We start from the raw sequence: 15,515 nt of genomic DNA on the forward strand, positions 1-15,515 counted from the left end.
ACCGCTGAAGGGTCCCGTCCATGACCGCGACCGTCCCCCCGGCCCCGTCCCCCTCCCCGTCCGGCTCCGGCCAGATAACCGATGCCCAGGGCCGGGTGGAGCTCGTCCCCGGCGCCCTCCCCGACGAAGGCCGCTTCGTCAACGGCGATCTGCTGCCCGTCCCGTTCGCCCGGCGCCACTGGACCACGTACAACTTCGCCGCCCTGTGGGTCGGCATGGCCCACAACATCCCGTCGTGGCTGCTCGCCTCCGGGCTCGTCGCGCTCGGCATGGACTGGAAACAGGCCGTCTTCACGATCGCGCTGGCCAACGTGATCGTGCTGTTCCCGATGCTGCTCACCGGGCACGCCGGGCCCAAGTACGGCATCCCCTTCCCGGTGCTCGCGCGCGCCTCCTTCGGGCTGCGCGGCGCCAACCTCCCGGCGCTGATCCGGGCCGCGGTGGCCTGCGCCTGGTTCGGCATCCAGACCTGGATCGGCGGCCAGGGCATCTTCGTGCTGCTCGGCACCATCTTCGGCGGCTGGGCGGAGGTGGCCGAGATCGGCGGTCAGCCGTGGACGCTGTGGCTGTGCTTCCTCGTCTTCTGGGTGCTCGAACTCGCCATCATCTACCGGGGCATGGAGACCCTGCGCAGATTCGAGAACTGGGCGGCGCCGTTCGTCATCGTCGGCGCGCTGGTGCTGCTGGTGTGGATCGCCGTGAAGGCGGGCGGCTTCGGCCCGCTGCTCGACCAGCCCTCGAAGCTCGGCTGGGGCGAGGACTTCTGGCCGGTGTTCTTCCCCGCTCTCATGGGGATGATCGCCTTCTGGTCCACCCTGTCCCTCAACATCCCGGACTTCACCCGCTTCGGCGCCGGTCAGCGCGCCCAGGTCTGGGGCCAGACGCTGGGCCTGCCCACGACCATGACGCTCTTCGCGCTGCTGTCGGTGTTCGTGACCTCCGGCTCCCAGGCCGTGTACGGTGCGCCGATCTGGGACCCGGTCCAGCTCGCCGCCAAGACGGACAACGTCTTCGGGCTGCTGTTCGCCCTGGTGACGGTGCTGATCGCGACGATCTCCGTGAACATCGCGGCGAACGTGGTGTCACCCGCGTACGACCTGGCGAACCTCGCGCCGCGCTTCGTCAACTTCCGTACCGGCGCGCTGATCACGGGCGTCGTCGGCGTCCTCATCATGCCGTGGAAGCTGACCGAGACCCCCGAGCTGTACATCTTCACCTGGCTCGGTCTCGTCGGCGGACTGCTCGGCACCGTCGCCGGCATCCTCATCGCCGACTACTGGATCATCCGCCGCGCCCATCTGGACCTGGCGGACCTCTACCGGCCCGAAGGGCGCTACTGGTACACGTCCGGCTGGAACTGGCGCGCCGTCCTCGCCTTCGTGGTGGGCGGCGTGCTGGCGGTGGGCGGCTCGCACTCCGCGCCGGGGAAGGGACCGTTCCCCGAGGAGGGGCTGATCCCGTTCCTGAAGCCGCTCGCGAACTACGGCTGGGCGGTGGGGCTCGCGGCCGCGCTGCTGCTGTACACGCTGCTGATGCTTCCGCAGCGGGTCCGGCGGCACTGAACACCGGACACGGGGCGGGGGACACCCGCCGGGTCCCGGCGGACCCGGGGGCCCGGACCGCTCCCCAGCGGTCCGGACCCCCGGGAGCGGAAGGAGCCGCGGCCCCGGACCGCCGGAGCGGGGTACGCAGGCGCCGGCCGCGGCATGTCCCGGGTCGCCCTGTGTTCCCGGCCGCGGCGTGTCCCCGGGTCGCCCTGTGTTCCGGGCTGCGGCGTGTCCCTGGTGGCCGCGCATCCCGGGCTGCCTCGTGTCCCTGGTGGCCGCGCATCCCGGGCTGCCCCGTGTCCCTGGCAGCCGCGCATCCCGGACTAGCCGGGGCCGGGGGCCGAGCCCGAGGCCCGGGACCCGGGACCCGGGACCCGGGCCGGCGTCAGCGGCTGTCGCGCTGGGCCGCCACGATCCGGCGGACCGTCCGCTCCGCGCCGCCGGAGCGGCGCTGGACGCGCTCGGCGAAGCCGGGGAACTGGCCGCCGATCGCACTGAGGACCCTCATCTCGGGCGGGGCCACGTTCACTTCGGCGCGGTCCCGCTCCACGGCCCGTACCACGCCCGCGACGACCTGCCGCGGTGAGACGGTGCGCAGCCCCGCCGGCGTCCCGGCACCCGTCGCCGCGAACATGCCCGCGTCCCGGACGAATCCGGGCTGCACCACCGACACGCCGACACCGTGCTCGTGCAGGTCCTGGCGCAGCGCGAGCCCGAAGCCGCGCAGCCCGAACTTGGTGGCGTTGTAGAGGGCCGAGTGCTTCGTCGCCGTCTTGCCCGAGATGGAGCCGACGAACGCCAGATGGCCCCGGCCCGCCTCGACCATGGCGGGGGCGAGCAGCCGGGCCAGCATGGCCGGGGCACGGAGGTTGACCGCGAGGGCACGGTCGATCTGGTCCGGGGTGTAGTCGAGGAGTTCGCCGCTGGAGGGCAGCGCGGCGTTGGCGATGAGGATCTCGGTGCCGGCCGCCTCGCGGGCGAGGCGCGTGACATCGTCCGGGTCGGCCAGATCGGCGACGATTCCTCGTGCGTCGTACGCCTTCACCAGGGGGTCGAGCGCGTCGGGGCGGCGTCCCGTGAGGATCAACCGGGCGCCTCGGCGGGCGAGTTCGGCCGCAAGCGCGGCGCCGATACCGCCGGTGACACCGGTGAGCAGAACGGTTGATCCGGTGATGCGCATCTGGTTACCCTCCAGTTCTGTTCGTTCGAACGAACGATAAGGAGCGCAGGGTGGCCATGTCCACAACAGATTTCTCGGGACTCGTCGAGCACGCAAGAAAACTGAGGGACGGCCAGGCCACCTCGGTGGAACTCGTCCAGGCGTCGATCGAGCGCATCGAGGCGAGCCGGCCCACCCTCAACGCCTTCCGGCACGTACGGGCCGAGGCCGCGCTCGCGGAGGCGCAGGACGCCGACCGCCGGCTGGCGGCGGGGGAGCGGCTGCCGCTGCTCGGCGTGCCCATGGCCGTCAAGGACGACACCGATGTGGCGGGGCTGCCCACGCTGTTCGGCTGCCAGGGGGAGCTCGCGCCCGCCCGTGCCGACGGTGAGGTGGTACGCCGGCTGCGCGCGGCCGGCGCCGTCATCGTCGGCAAGACCAACTCCTGCGAGCTGGGCCAATGGGCGTTCACCGAGGGCCCCGCCTTCGGCGCCACCCGCAACCCCTGGTCCACGGACCACACCCCGGGCGGCTCCTCCGGCGGCTCGGCCGCCGCGGTCGCCGCGGGCCTCGTGCCCGCCGCCCTCGGCTCCGACGGCGCCGGCTCCATCCGCATCCCCGCCGCCTGGACCCATCTCGTCGGCATCAAACCGCAGCGCGGCCGCGTCTCGGTCCATCCGCACACCGACGCCTTCCAGGGCCTCACCGTCAACGGCCCGCTCGCCCGCACCGTCGCCGACGCCGCCCTGCTGCTCGACGTCGTCCAGGGCTCCCACCCGGAGGACCTGCACCGGCCGGACGCCATCGACGCCTCGGCCGCGGCCCGCCGCGAACCGGGCCGGCTGCGCATCGCCCTCGCCTGGCGGCCACCGCTCACGCTCACCGGCGCCAGGCCCCACCCCGACGTCCGCCGCGCCGTGACCCGGCTCGCCGAGGCCCTCGACCGCCTCGGCCACCATGTCGAGGAGGCCCGGCCCCGCTACGGGCTGATCGGCCTCGGCTTCGTCCCGCGCGGCACCACGGGCATCGCCGAGATCGCCGCCCTGCACCCCGAACCGGACCTGCTCGACCCGCGCACCCGCACCGCCCTGCGCAACGGCAGGCTGCTCGGCGGCCGGGTCGTACGGGCCGCCCGTGCCCGTGAGGCCCGCCAGCACAGCCGTATCGGCGCGCTGTTCGACTCGTACGACGTGCTGCTCACCCCGACCACCGCCGCGCCCCCGCCGCGCATCGGCACCTTCGACGGGCTCAGCGCCTGGCGGACCAACAAGGCCATGGCGGCGGTGTGCCCGTACGCCTGGCCCTGGAACGTCCTCGGCTGGCCCGGAGTGAACGTCCCCGCGGGCTTCACCGGCGACGGGCTGCCCGTCGGTGCGCAGCTGCTCGGCCCCGCGGGCGGGGAGGAGCGGCTCATCTCGCTGGCCGCCCAGCTGGAGGACGACCTCCGCTGGCACGAGCACCACCCCGACCCCCTGATCACCTGGGGTGCCCCGGTGGAACAATGACGCGCATGTCCAGCCAGACCAGCGCGTCCGCGGCGTCCGCCGCACCCTCCATACCCCCGACCCGCCAGCGGATCATCGGCGCCGTCCTGCGCATCATCGGCCAGGACGGCATCGCCGCCGTCACCAACCGGCGGATAGCCAAGGAGGCCGGGGTCTCGCTCGGTTCGGTCACCTACCACTTCGCCAGCCAGCACGAGCTGCTGCGTGAGGCGTTGTTGCACTTCGTCCGCGAGGAGACCAGGCGCTTCACCGACCTCGCGGACGCCGGCCAGGCCGAGGGCGTCGACATCGACGGCGCGGCCCTGCTCGCCGGACAGGTCGCGGACGGCACCGTCTTCGACAGCGAACACATCGCACCCTTCGAGCTGTACATCCAGGCGGGACGCGACGAGCGGCTCCGCGAGGCCGCCGCCGAGTGCTTCAGCGCCTACGACCGGCTCGCCGCGCAGATCCTCACCGCCCTCGGCGTTCCCGACGCCGACCGGCTCGCCGCCTCCACCGTCGCGCTGGTCACCGGGCTCCAGCTGCGCCGCCTGGCCACCGGCTCCCCGGCGCAGGACCTCACGGACGCACTGCTGCTGCTGGTGCGCGGCGCCGGCTGATCGCCCGTCATCGGGCCCATCACGTGGCGCGGGCACGGAACCGGCCGGCGCTTGCCCGCATCCTCCAGGTCGGATGTCGACCAAGGGCGAGGGGCGGGACGATGGGCGGGACGGCACGGCGGGCGAACGCGACGGCCACGGAGGGGAAGAGGGGAGCCGGCAGCGGCGGCGGACTCACCCGGCGCGGACTGCTCGGCGCCGGGATGGCCGCCGGCGCGGCCGCGACCGCCGCCGGAGTCTTCGCCTCCAGGGCACCCGCCGCCACCGCGGGCCGGGCTCCCGCCGCACCCCGCGCCGGCGACTGGACGGCCCTCGCACGCGGCCTCGACGGCACGCTCGTACGGCCCGGCAGCCGCGACTACGACACCGCGCGCACCCTCTTCAACCCCCGCTTCGATGGCGTACGGCCGGCCGGGATCGCGTACTGCGCACGGCCCGAGGACGTCCGCAGCTGCCTGGAGTTCGCCCGCCGGCACCAGGTCCCCGTCGCGGTACGCAGCGGCGGGCACTCGTACGCGGGCTGGTCGTCCGGGCCAGGACTGATCGTCGACGTACAGAAGATGGCGGCCGTCTCGCTCTCCGGGACCGGCGCGACGATCGGTGCCGGAGCCAAACTCATCGACGTCTACGACCGGCTGACGGCGCGGGGACGGACCGTGCCCGGCGGGTCCTGCCCGACGGTGGGGATATCGGGACTGGCACTCGGCGGCGGCGTCGGTGTCGTCAGCCGCGCCTACGGCCTGACGAGCGACAGCATCACCGGCGCCCGCATCGTCACCGCCGACGGCCGGATCCGTGACGTGGACGCCCGCCGGGAACCGGATCTGTTCTGGGCGCTGCGCGGCGGCGGGAACGCCCAGTTCGGCGTCGTCACCGAACTGCGGCTGCGCACCCACGCGGCACCGCAGTGCACGACCTTCTTCCTGAGCTGGCCCTGGTCCAGTGCCGCGGCCGTCGTCCGCGAATGGCAGCGCTGGGCCCCCACCGCCCCCGACGAGATCTGGGCCAACCTGCATCTGTCCGCACCCGTCGGAGGACGGCCGGGCTCGGTCCGGGTCGGCGGTCTGACGCTCGGGACCCGCGGGGACATCGAGAACCGTCTCGATCGCCTCGCCGACGCCGTCGGCGCGCCCGCCCGCTCCGTGTCCGTGCGCACGCGGCCCTACATGGACGCGATGAAGGTGATGGGCGGCGTATCGGGCCTCACCATCGCCCAGTCCCACCAGAAGGGCAGCCTGCCCGGCCGCACCCCGCAGGGCCGGGTGGCGCGCGAATCGTACGCGGCACGCTCGGACTTCTACACCCGGCGCATCCCGGCCGACGGGGTGCGGGCCCTGCTCGCCCGGGTGGAGAAGCTCGCGGCCCTCACCGGAGGCGGCGCGGGCAGTGTGGCCCTGGACGCCCTCGGCGGCGCGGTGGGCCGCGTCCGGCCGACGGACACGGCCTTCGTCCACCGCGACGCGCTGTTCCTGGCCCAGTACATCGTCTCCTGGCCCGACTCCGCCTCCGCGACCACCGTGGCCCGGCACCAGGCCTGGCTCGACGGTACGCACGGGGCGATGCGGCCCTGGGCGAGCGGCGAGGCGTACCAGAACTACACGGACCCCAAACTCCGCGACTGGCGCCGGGCGTACTACGGCGTGAACGCCGACCGCCTCGCGCGGGTGCGGGCGGCCTACGATCCCGGGCGCCTCTTCCGGCACCCGCAGTCGCTCTGACCATCGGCAGTCGGCCGCCTCGACGGACCTCCTCGGGTCCTCGTACGCGCCGGTCCTGCCCCGGTCGACGTGGAACCTGGTGAGGGTGGGGGTGTGGCCGAGGACAGGCCGAGCACATCTCGCATCCGGCCGCGATGCACGGCCCGAGGCTCGTGGAACCGGGGTGCGCCGGGCGGTGGTTCAGGCGCTGAGCCCGTGCGGGACGGCGCAGTCGGGCGCGGCGTCGACGGCGGGAACACTCATCGGCGCTCCCGCAGCCACCGGGTGAAGGCGGCAAGGCCCTCTTCCGGGTCGCGGCGGCCGATGCCGATGCGGAACCGGTCGGTGGGGGCGGGGGTGAGGTCCGAGCGGTAGATGCTCGCGGGCAGGAGCAGGACCCCGGCCTCCTCCACCAGCCTGGTGCAGAACTCCTCCACACCGTCCGGCCCGAGGTAGCGCGGGTACGCCACGCAGCCGCCGTCCGGTGCCCGCCAGTCGAAGTCGTCCGGGAACGCCGCGAAGAAGGCGTCGAAGGCGGGCAGGTTCCGGGCGATCAGTGCCCGGTTGCGGTCCAGGATCGCGTCCCGGGCCTTGAGCGCGATCCGGGCCAGGACCTCGCTGGGGGCCGCGTTGCAGATGGTGGTGTAGTGCTTGGCCCGCTCCAGCCGGCCGAGGAGGGCCCGGTCGCGGCAGGTGATCCAGCCGATCCGCAGGCCCGGCAGGCCCAGGGACTTCGAGGTCACGTTCAGCGACAGGGCGCGCTCGGACAGGTCGGCGGCCTGCGGCAGCGTACGGGCGGGGTCGCGTTCCAGCCCTCGGTAGACCTCGTCGCTGAACAGGTGGATGCCGCGCTCGTCGCACAGCGCGGCGAGTGCGGCGAAGTCGTCGGAGCCGATGACCTTGCCGGTGGGGTTGTTGGGGAAGTTGACCGACACGACCCGGGTGCTGGGCCGCAGCGCCGCCTTCACCCGGTCGAGATCCAGGGCCCAGTCGCGGTCGGCGTCGAGCGCGACGCCGGTGACGTCGCACAGGGCGAGCGGCACGGTCTCGGCCGCCTGGTAGTTCGGGGTCACCACGACCGCGTGGTCGCCGGGACCGAGCAGCACGTTCATCGCCAGGTACAGGGCCTCTTCGGCGCCGGCGAAGCAGAGCACGTCGGCGGCGTCCGCCCGCTCGTACGTACCGGCGATCACCTCGCGCAGGGCGGGATCGCCGAAGGTCTCGGTGTAGCCGAGCGGCAACCGCTCGAACGCGGCCCGGTCCTCGTCGTCGCCCAGCGCGAGCAGTTCGCCCAGCGTCATGGTCTGGACGTCGGAGGCGGTCAGGTGGTGGCGCGCGGTGAACTCCCAACGGGAGAAGTAGGTTTCCAGGCGGAAGTCGGGCAGCCGGGTCATGGATCTAGTCCTTCGTACGTGGTGCTCTGAGCTCGCGTGGTGCTCTGAGCTCGGCCAGCAGACCGTAGAGGGTGGACCGGGAGATCCGCAGGGCGCCCGCGACGACCGGCGTCGCACGGCGCACCGCGAAGACGCCGTCCTCGTCCAGCCGGCCGAGGAGCGCGAGACGGTCCTGGCGGGTGAGCCGCTCCACGGGGCGGCCGCACTCGCGTACGTACGCGCCGACGACGTGCTGGACGCGTTCGGTCCAGTCCTGCTCGAACAACGGCTCCGGGCGGGCCACGCTCGGTGCGCCGAAGGCGGACAGCACCGCCGCGGCCTGTTCCAGCGGCGTGCGGTCGAGGTTGACGCACAGCACCGCGGACGGCTGCCCGGCGGGGTCGCGCAGGACCGCGCTGACCGACGACAGCCGCCGCCCGTCCGCGAGCAGCTTCTCGTACGGCCCGAACACGTCGCGGGCGGACGGATCGAGCGCGTCCAGCTCGCCGAGGAGCGACGGGTCCCCGGGGCCCCGGGAGGTCAGCGGATTCCAGATCCCCAGGATCCGGTCGGTGCCGGGATCGTGCAGCACCACCTCGGCATACGGGCCCAGCAGCAGCGCCACGGCCTGGCACACCGGCGCCCACTGCCGCACACGAGGATCCGCGCCGTCCTCCACCTCACTCATGCGTGGACTGTACGTCCAAACTAGACAGAAAGTCCAACCATGTCGGCTCGTCATCGGATGAATGTGCTCCATGATTGCCGAACTTCCGGTTGCTTTACGGGAGTTGAACCCATTGACATCCGATGTATCGAGTCTCATTCTTCAGCGTGCGACAGGTAGGACGCCCTGTCGCGCACGCTCCCCCCACCACCGTCTCTGGAGCCGCCATGCCTGCCATGCGTGCCGTCAGTGCCGTTCCCCGGTCGGTCCTCCGATCCCTCAGAGGGCTGTCCCTCCTGCTGGGCGCCTTCCTGCTGGCCGTCACCGGAGCCGGCGTGAGTGCCGGGCCGGCCGCGGCCGCCGGGCCGGGGACGAACCACGCGGCGGACGATCCGTTCACGTCCTCCCGCACCAGCTGGTTCCGCAACGACAAGTTCGGGATGTTCATCCACTTCGGCGCCTACTCGCAGTACGAGGGCGAGTACACCCGCGCCGACGGGACCGTCTGCCGGAACGCCGAGTGGATCAAGCGTTCCTGTGGCATCCCCATGGCCGAGTACGAGGCCGCCGCACGGCAGTTCAACCCGTCCGCCTTCGACGCGAACGCGATCGTCACGGCGGCGAAGAACGCGGGACAGAAGTACATCGTGATCACGTCCAAGCACCACGACGGATACGCGATGTGGCCGACGAAGCAGAACGCGTGGAATCTGCGCGACCACTCGTCCTTCGACCCGGGCCGCGACCTCCTCGCCGAGCTGAAGACGGCCGCGGACGCGCAGGGCATCAAGCTCGGCTTCTACTACTCGATCTGGGACTGGCACGACCCGGACTTCCCCGACGCCGCCACCTTCCCGAAGTACCGCACCCGGATGTACGCGCAGCTCAAGGAGCTGATCGACGGCTACGACCCGGCGCTGCTCTGGTTCGACGGCGAATGGGACACCGACAACCCCGTCAACCGCTGGTCGCCGCAGGACGGCGCCGCGCTGGAGACGTACCTGCGCGGCCTCGACCCCCAGCTGATCATCAACAACCGGGTCGGCAAGCGGCGCGTCGTCGACGGCGACTACGGCACCCCCGAGCAGGAGATCCCCGGCGCGCCGGTCGACGGCCAGCTGTGGGAGAGCTGCATGACCCTCAACAACAGCTGGGGGTACGCGAAGCACGACAACAACTGGAAGACCGCCACCACCGTGGTGCAGCACCTGCTCGACATCTCCAGCCGCAGCGGCAACTACCTGCTCAACGTAGGCCCCGACAAGCTCGGCCGGATCCCCGCGCCGTCCCTCAACCGCCTCGGTGACGTCGGCCGGTGGCTGAACACCGCGGGCCAGGGCTCCGCCGTGTACGGCACGGGCGGCGCCACCGGACTCGTCGCCGACCCGGCATGGGGGGCGGTCGCCCGCAAGGGCCACGACAAGCTGTACGCGTCGGTGTTCACGCCCTCCTGGCCTGCCGCCGGGCAGGCCGTGCACCTCACCGCCAGGACACCGTTCACGGTCAACAGCGCCCGTGTGCTGAACAGTTCGCAGACCGTCACGGTCACCAAGGCGGGTGACGGCTTCGACATCAGGCCCTCCGGCGGGGCCACCGACGGCGCCGCCTCCGTCATCGAACTGTCCATCACCCCGCCCTCGCCCACCTCGCCGGGCACCGGCACCGGTCTGAAGGCGGAATCGTTCGCCAACACCACGTTCTCCGGCACTCCGGCCGTCACCGTCACCGACCCCACGGTCAACAAGGCGTACCGCTTCGACGGCTCCCCGGCCGCGGCCATCCCGGCCGACAACTTCGCCACCCGCTGGACGGGCTCCATCCAGCCCCGCTACGGCGAACCGCTCACCTTCACCACCGTCTCCGACGACACCGTCCGCCTCTGGGTCGACGGACAACTCGTCATCGACAACACCACTCCCCACTCACCTCAGGTGAACAAGGCCACGGTCACCGGCCTCCAGGCGGGACAGAAGTACGCGATCAAGGTCGAGCACACGGAGCAGGGCGGTGAGGCCCACATGAAGCTGCTCTGGTCCAGCCCCAGCATGGAACAGTCCGTCGTCCCCAGGTCCCAGCTCTACACCCCCTGACAGCCGTCCCGCCCCTCCGCCCCGCGACCACCCCGGCCGCGGGGCGGACGGGCTGCCCGGCGGGCGGCTGCCGCACCGCGCCCGCGGCAGGGCCGCCAACTTGCCCAGTAGGAGGCCGGTTTCACCGTCCGGCGCGTAGTACGCTGCGCGTAGTACACGCCGCGTAGCATCACGGGAAGCACCCCGGAAACCCGTCCACAGCCGGAGCAGCCATGCGCACCAACGACGCCCAGATGCTTGTCCTGTGTGTCCTGACCGACGGACCGCTGCACGGATACGCCATCAACGCGGCCATCGAGCGGGTCTCCGGCCGCCGCCTCGGTCCCGGGAGCCTCTATGGAGCGTTGGCCCGCCTGGAGGCGAAGCGGCTGGTGGAGCCCCTGGAGGGAGAGGACCGACGGCGCACGGTGCGTCTGACGCGCGCCGGGCGGGAACTTCTCGAGCGGGAGGCGCACTCCATGGCCCGTATGTCCGGGCGGGTGTTCGAGAGCGCCGTTCCGGATGAGATCGGTTACCTCGACCGAGTGGCCGCGACGGACGTGGGTCGTTCGTACAAGAGCGCCATGCTGGACGCGCTGGATGTCCGGCCTGGCGACACCGCACTCGATCTGGGCTGCGGACCGGGCACGGATCTCGCCGCCCTCGCCGGGGCGGTCACGCCGTCCGGGAGGGTGATCGGCGTCGATTCCAGCCAGGAGATGGTCGAGCGGGCGCGCGGGCGCACGGAGGGTCTCACCACCGTCGAGGTGCGGCTGGCCGATGTCCACGGGCTTCCCTTCGGCGACGGCAGTATCGACCGTGCCCGGACCGACCGCGTGCTCCAGCACGTGGCGGACCCGGCCGAGGTGCTCGCGGAGGCCCGGCGGGTGCTGCGTCCGGGCGGCCGACTCGTCATGGGGGAACCCGACTGGGATTCGCTGGTCATCGACTGTCCCGACATCGACGTGGCGCGTGCCTACGCCCACCACGTCACGGACGAGGTCGTACGCAACGGGGTCATCGGCCGTCAACTGGCCAGGCTGGCGCAGGACGCGGGGTTCGCCGTGCCGGCCGTCGTCCCTGTCACATCGGTCTTCCGTGATGTCCGGGCCGCGGATCAGGTGCTCGGCCTTCAGCGCAACACCGAGCGCGCCGTGGCCGCGGGCCACCTGTCCGCCCCGGCGTCGCAGGAGTGGCTCGACCACCTCGCCACGGGCCCGTTCTTCGCCGCGGTCACGCTGTACATCGTCGTCGCGGAAGTCACCTCGTAGTCCTGGGTGTTCGCGTCCCGGCGTGGGCCGACGCAGGTGCCCGATCGCCACGGCCACCCTGCCTTCGGCGGCATCGTTCTCGGTGATCTGGCGCTGCGCCCTCGCGTGTCTGCTCTGATTTCCGGACTCCGTTTCGTGGCCGCGCCGAGAGAGTCGGGTTCGCAGGCGGGGGCCGTGTGACGGATTCGCCTGTTCAGCGTGCGATTCCGCGATCACCGTCCGCGATGAAGACGTTGCCGGGAGAACCGAGTGGCGGGGCCCAATGCCGCGGATGAGACTGGATCAGTAGGCGCATCGAGCGCGGACGGGTTGCCGCAGTCGCGACTCTCCCTTCATTCGACTCCGAATTCCGAATTCCGAAGTGGCCGAGGAAGTCGGAACAGGAAGTGGTGGAGAGGGCTCGCATGCCTCGTCCGGCAATTTGTGTGAACTTGGAGGAGAGCGGGATGGCGCCATCCGAATTCATACGCTATACGCCCGAGGTCGAGACGATCGACCCGGACATCGACGATCTACTGGCGCCGATCATCGAATTCTGGGAGAAAAAGGGCCGGGAATCGCCGAAGGTCGAGGGCACGGGGAGGGCGGTCCGAGGCGCCCATCCGAAATCGTTCGGCCTCGCCAGAGCGGAGGTTTACATTCTGCACAACGTTCCCCCGGCGTATGCGCAGGGCATCTACGCCGAGCCGGGCCGGCACGGCGCCCTGCTGCGCTTCTCCAGCGCCGCCTCGCATCTGGGCGCGGACGCGCGACTCGGGACCGGCCTGGGGTGTGCGATCAAGATCTTCGATGTGCCGGGGGTCAAACTGGTCGAGGACGAGCCGGACTCGACGACCTTCGATCTCGTACTCAAGAACAACACGACGTTCATCGCCAATACCGCGAGGCACTACCTGTTGATCGAGGAGGTGGTCAACGACCTGCCTGAGTACGTGGCGCGAGGCAAGACAGGATTCAACGATCTGCTCGCGGACTTCCTCACGGGTAAAGGGAAACTGGAGCGGTCCGACTGGGCCTGGGATGAAATGTTCGCGTTCGTCCGGACGGCAACGCAGACTCCTGTGCGAAACCCCCTGCTGACCACATACACGACCATGGGCGCCGTACTCCACGGTGACTACATCGCCAAGGTGCGCATCGCGCCGGCCCCGCACAACGCCTCCCATGTGATCCACCACGAACTCGACGTCGAAAGCCGGCCGGACGTCTTCCAGCCCACGCTGGTGGACGAACTCCAGGCAGGCTCCTTCGACTTCGATCTGCAGGTCCAGCTGTGTACGGACCTCGACGCGATGCCGGTCAACGACCTGACCGTCGAGTGGCCGGAGGACCGGTCCCCCTTCGTCACCGTCGCCCGGGTGCGAATCCCGAGCCAGGACATCTCGGGGCCGGAGAACTTCGAGAGGAGCGACGCCCTGGCCTTCAACCAGTGGCGCGTCACCGCCGAGCACAGGCCGCTGGGCGAGATCATGCAGGTGCGGCAGATCTACAGCGCGTCGGCCAGGGTGCGTCGCGCGTACAACCACCAGCCCCAGGTCGAGCCGAAGAGCGCGGACGAGGTGCTGCCCTGACCTCGACTGACCTCGATCTGTAAGCCTCGGACAGTCAGCTTTCCCGGAGGGAAGCTCCAGAGTGCCGCGATCTCCGCAGTTCAAGTGCCGCGATCTCCGCAGTTCAGGGGCCCGATGACGGCTTCAGTCGCCGATCTTGTCCAGGAACTCGTCCAGCGCCTTGCCGACGCGCTCGAGCCGTCGCGTCTCCACGACCGTCAGATGCGGATTGGCGACGTACCAGCCCTCTGCCGTGATCTGGTGCTCGGCGATCCAGTCTTTCGCCGACGGGTCGTGAAGCCCCGGCCAGCCTTCCCAAGCGGTGAAGAGCATGTCCAGGTAGTTGGGAACCTTCGCCACGAAGTCGTCGATGTAGGTGTCCCATTCACCGTCGTACGCGGTGGCGAAGAGCATCTTCGTATCATTGTCCAGAAAGACGAAGCGCATGTCGTGGACGGTGCCGACCTTCTCCGCTCCGACGAAGTTGCCCTTCGCCAACCTCAGTACCGCGCGTAGCCGCTCGGCTCCGCCGGGCGCGAACGGAGCGATCAGGGTCAGCTCCGAGACCGTGCCCTGACGGCTGCCGACCCGGCCGGCGCTCACCATCTCAGATGGTGCCTGCGAGACGTCCGACTTCAGCTCCTGAATGACGTTCTCCAGCGCCGTCTTCGCCAGCTCCGGCGCGTCGGCGAACGCCTCCCGAATCTGCTGGGCCTTCTGCTCGACGGTCCCGTCGTCTTCAGATCCGGTCGCCGGCTGTGATTGCGGTGCCATGGCTGCCTTCTCCTCTCGGTCACCTGCGCCTCGTGCGCCCTGGCCATCCCTGGCTCGGCTACCTCCTCGGCACGGTTGGAGGGATCTGCGCGAGACGTATCAGGTCCCTGATTCCATGCTGATCAAAACCCCTGACCTACGTACCACGTGGTCCCATTGTCCCGCTGGAATTCGTGCGTCGCACCCGTTGACGGAGCCGCGCGAGATGAGTTCGTCTCCCGTTCGGGCGTGCCTTTCGAGCTCCGAACGAGGTCTACGCCAGCAGGCGAAGTGGCGAGCCTGCGGCCCAAGCTGCGATGTCTTCGACCGCATCCCGATAGAAGACCTCGTACAGGTCCCGGCTCACGTACCCGATGTGCGGGGTCACCACGGCGTTGGGTACGGAGCGCAGAGGATGGCCGGCGGGCAACGGTTCGCGGTCGAAGACGTCCAGTGCTGCCCCTGCGATCCATTTCTCGTCGAGAGCCCGCAAGAGGGCGGTCTCGTCCACCAAAGGCCCTCGTGACGTGTTGACCAGGATCGCTGTGGACTTCATCAGGCGCAGTTCACGCTCGCCGACCAGGCCGCGCGTCCGCTCGCTGAGCACGAGGTGAATGCTCAGGATGTCCGAGCGAGAGAACAGCTCTTCGCGCGCGACCCATGTCGCGCCCTTCGCCAGGGCTTCCTCCGGTTGGAGATTCTGGCTCCAGGCGATCGTGTTCATGCCGAAGGCCGCACCGATTTCCGCGACCCGGGCACCCAGTCGTCCCAAGCCCAGGATTCCCAGGGTGGCGCCGTTCAGACTCGTGCCCAGGCCCACTTGCCAGCCGCCGGCACGTACGGACGCCACCTGCTGCGGAATCAAACGTGCCGCGGAGAGTATGAGCCCCCACGTCAGTTCAACCGTCGGGTGTGCCAAGTACCCCGTGCCGCAGACGGTGATGTCCAACTCCCGGGCCGCGTCGACATCGATCGCCGCGTTGACGGGAGCGGTGGTGACGAGCAGTCTCAGCCGAGGCAGTCGGCCCAGCGTGGATGAGGAAAACGGCGTGCGCTCGCGCATCGCCACCACTGCGTCGTAGTCGACCAATGCCGCTACGGCGGCGTCCTCGTCGCCGAACGGCTCGTTGAAGACGTCTACTTGACTGTCCAGTGAATCCCAGTCAGCCAGACTCAGGGCAACATTCTGATAATCGTCCAGAATCGCGATCTTCATCGTTGGTTCCCGTCCAGACCGGGCAGGGCTTCTGCACGATCAGGGATGATCGTGGTGAAGCAGAGCCTGCCGTCCTGATCTTCGAGGCCCGGGGTCAGAGCTTCTG

12 protein-coding genes are annotated in these 15,515 nt (G+C 70.6%); 7 read left to right on the forward strand and 5 right to left on the reverse strand.

The features are described 5' to 3' along the window. Nucleotides 1–20 precede the first annotated feature (20 nt). Nucleotides 21–1,562, forward strand: a complete 1,542-nt coding sequence (locus ACIQMR_RS27240) for an NCS1 family nucleobase:cation symporter-1 (RefSeq protein WP_401392451.1) — start codon at nucleotides 21–23, stop codon at nucleotides 1,560–1,562. 370 nt (nucleotides 1,563–1,932) lie between these two features. Here the strand turns inward: ACIQMR_RS27240 and ACIQMR_RS27245 are convergent, their stop codons facing one another. After that, the gene (locus ACIQMR_RS27245; RefSeq protein WP_401392454.1) at nucleotides 1,933–2,727 is read right to left on the reverse strand and encodes an SDR family NAD(P)-dependent oxidoreductase; all 795 of its coding nucleotides are present in this window, start codon (nucleotides 2,725–2,727) and stop codon (nucleotides 1,933–1,935) included. Nucleotides 2,728–2,783: 56 nt separating this feature from the next. Here ACIQMR_RS27245 and ACIQMR_RS27250 point away from each other — a divergent pair, with 56 nt between their 5' ends. The 3 genes from ACIQMR_RS27250 to ACIQMR_RS27260 all read left to right on the forward strand — a co-directional run bounded on the left by ACIQMR_RS27250 (nucleotide 2,784) and on the right by ACIQMR_RS27260 (nucleotide 6,531). Further along, nucleotides 2,784–4,211 (forward strand): amidase, encoded by a 1,428-nt coding sequence (locus ACIQMR_RS27250; protein WP_401392457.1) that lies wholly within the window; start codon nucleotides 2,784–2,786, stop codon nucleotides 4,209–4,211. 5 nt (nucleotides 4,212–4,216) lie between these two features. Continuing rightward, nucleotides 4,217–4,813, forward strand: coding sequence for a TetR/AcrR family transcriptional regulator (locus tag ACIQMR_RS27255; RefSeq protein ID WP_401392460.1), 597 nt, complete (start codon nucleotides 4,217–4,219; stop codon nucleotides 4,811–4,813). Between the two features lie 101 nt (nucleotides 4,814–4,914). Next, on the forward strand, nucleotides 4,915–6,531 hold the full coding sequence (locus ACIQMR_RS27260; RefSeq protein WP_401392463.1) for an FAD-binding oxidoreductase: 1,617 nt from the start codon (nucleotides 4,915–4,917) through the stop codon (nucleotides 6,529–6,531). A 239-nt stretch (nucleotides 6,532–6,770) separates the two neighbouring features. Here ACIQMR_RS27260 and ACIQMR_RS27265 read toward each other — a convergent pair whose 3' ends face one another. Both ACIQMR_RS27265 and ACIQMR_RS27270 read right to left on the reverse strand, forming a co-directional pair. Then, nucleotides 6,771–7,904 (reverse strand): aminotransferase class I/II-fold pyridoxal phosphate-dependent enzyme, encoded by a 1,134-nt coding sequence (locus ACIQMR_RS27265; protein WP_401392466.1) that lies wholly within the window; start codon nucleotides 7,902–7,904, stop codon nucleotides 6,771–6,773. 4 nt (nucleotides 7,905–7,908) lie between these two features. Further along, nucleotides 7,909–8,571: a transcriptional regulator gene (locus tag ACIQMR_RS27270; RefSeq protein WP_401392468.1), complete on the reverse strand. Its 663-nt coding sequence runs from the start codon at nucleotides 8,569–8,571 to the stop codon at nucleotides 7,909–7,911. A 206-nt stretch (nucleotides 8,572–8,777) separates the two neighbouring features. On the opposite strand from ACIQMR_RS27270, the gene ACIQMR_RS27275 reads away from it, so the two are divergent. The 3 genes from ACIQMR_RS27275 (at nucleotide 8,778) to ACIQMR_RS27285 (ending at nucleotide 13,461) form a co-directional block, all read left to right on the forward strand. Next, nucleotides 8,778–10,640 (forward strand): alpha-L-fucosidase, encoded by a 1,863-nt coding sequence (locus ACIQMR_RS27275; protein ID WP_401392471.1) that lies wholly within the window; start codon nucleotides 8,778–8,780, stop codon nucleotides 10,638–10,640. Between the two features lie 212 nt (nucleotides 10,641–10,852). Continuing rightward, complete coding sequence (locus tag ACIQMR_RS27280) at nucleotides 10,853–11,890, forward strand: methyltransferase domain-containing protein (protein WP_401392474.1); 1,038 nt, start codon at nucleotides 10,853–10,855, stop codon at nucleotides 11,888–11,890. A 446-nt stretch (nucleotides 11,891–12,336) separates the two neighbouring features. After that, on the forward strand, nucleotides 12,337–13,461 hold the full coding sequence (locus ACIQMR_RS27285) for a catalase family protein (RefSeq protein ID WP_401392477.1): 1,125 nt from the start codon (nucleotides 12,337–12,339) through the stop codon (nucleotides 13,459–13,461). Between the two features lie 123 nt (nucleotides 13,462–13,584). On the opposite strand, the gene ACIQMR_RS27290 is transcribed toward ACIQMR_RS27285, so the two are convergent. Both ACIQMR_RS27290 and ACIQMR_RS27295 read right to left on the reverse strand, forming a co-directional pair. Continuing rightward, a complete protein-coding gene (locus ACIQMR_RS27290; protein ID WP_401392480.1) occupies nucleotides 13,585–14,214 on the reverse strand; it encodes a hypothetical protein in 630 nt (209 codons plus the stop codon). A 253-nt stretch (nucleotides 14,215–14,467) separates the two neighbouring features. Continuing rightward, nucleotides 14,468–15,409 carry a D-2-hydroxyacid dehydrogenase family protein gene (locus ACIQMR_RS27295; protein ID WP_401392483.1) on the reverse strand — a complete coding sequence of 314 codons (942 nt, stop codon included), beginning with the start codon at nucleotides 15,407–15,409 and terminating at the stop codon, nucleotides 14,468–14,470. Nucleotides 15,410–15,515: the final 106 nt, after the last annotated feature.

Origin of the sequence: Streptomyces sp. NPDC091376 (genome assembly GCF_044757085.1) — a bacterium.
Lineage (GTDB): Bacteria > Actinomycetota > Actinomycetes > Streptomycetales > Streptomycetaceae > Streptomyces > Streptomyces pratisoli.

Bases quoted from the DNA above. Each gene is read 5' to 3' on its own strand.
- ACIQMR_RS27295 (WP_401392483.1), bottom strand. From the start codon at position 15,409: ATGAAGATCGCGATTCTGGACGATTATCAGAATGTTGCCCTGAGTCTG.
- ACIQMR_RS27290 (WP_401392480.1), bottom strand. From the start codon at position 14,214: ATGGCACCGCAATCACAGCCGGCGACCGGATCTGAAGACGACGGGACC.
- ACIQMR_RS27245 (WP_401392454.1), bottom strand. From the start codon at position 2,727: ATGCGCATCACCGGATCAACCGTTCTGCTCACCGGTGTCACCGGCGGT.
- ACIQMR_RS27275 (WP_401392471.1), top strand. From the start codon at position 8,778: ATGCCTGCCATGCGTGCCGTCAGTGCCGTTCCCCGGTCGGTCCTCCGA.
- ACIQMR_RS27255 (WP_401392460.1), top strand. From the start codon at position 4,217: ATGTCCAGCCAGACCAGCGCGTCCGCGGCGTCCGCCGCACCCTCCATA.
- ACIQMR_RS27265 (WP_401392466.1), bottom strand. From the start codon at position 7,904: ATGACCCGGCTGCCCGACTTCCGCCTGGAAACCTACTTCTCCCGTTGG.
- ACIQMR_RS27270 (WP_401392468.1), bottom strand. From the start codon at position 8,571: ATGAGTGAGGTGGAGGACGGCGCGGATCCTCGTGTGCGGCAGTGGGCG.
- ACIQMR_RS27250 (WP_401392457.1), top strand. From the start codon at position 2,784: ATGTCCACAACAGATTTCTCGGGACTCGTCGAGCACGCAAGAAAACTG.
- ACIQMR_RS27285 (WP_401392477.1), top strand. From the start codon at position 12,337: ATGGCGCCATCCGAATTCATACGCTATACGCCCGAGGTCGAGACGATC.
- ACIQMR_RS27260 (WP_401392463.1), top strand. From the start codon at position 4,915: ATGGGCGGGACGGCACGGCGGGCGAACGCGACGGCCACGGAGGGGAAG.
- ACIQMR_RS27280 (WP_401392474.1), top strand. From the start codon at position 10,853: ATGCGCACCAACGACGCCCAGATGCTTGTCCTGTGTGTCCTGACCGAC.
- ACIQMR_RS27240 (WP_401392451.1), top strand. From the start codon at position 21: ATGACCGCGACCGTCCCCCCGGCCCCGTCCCCCTCCCCGTCCGGCTCC.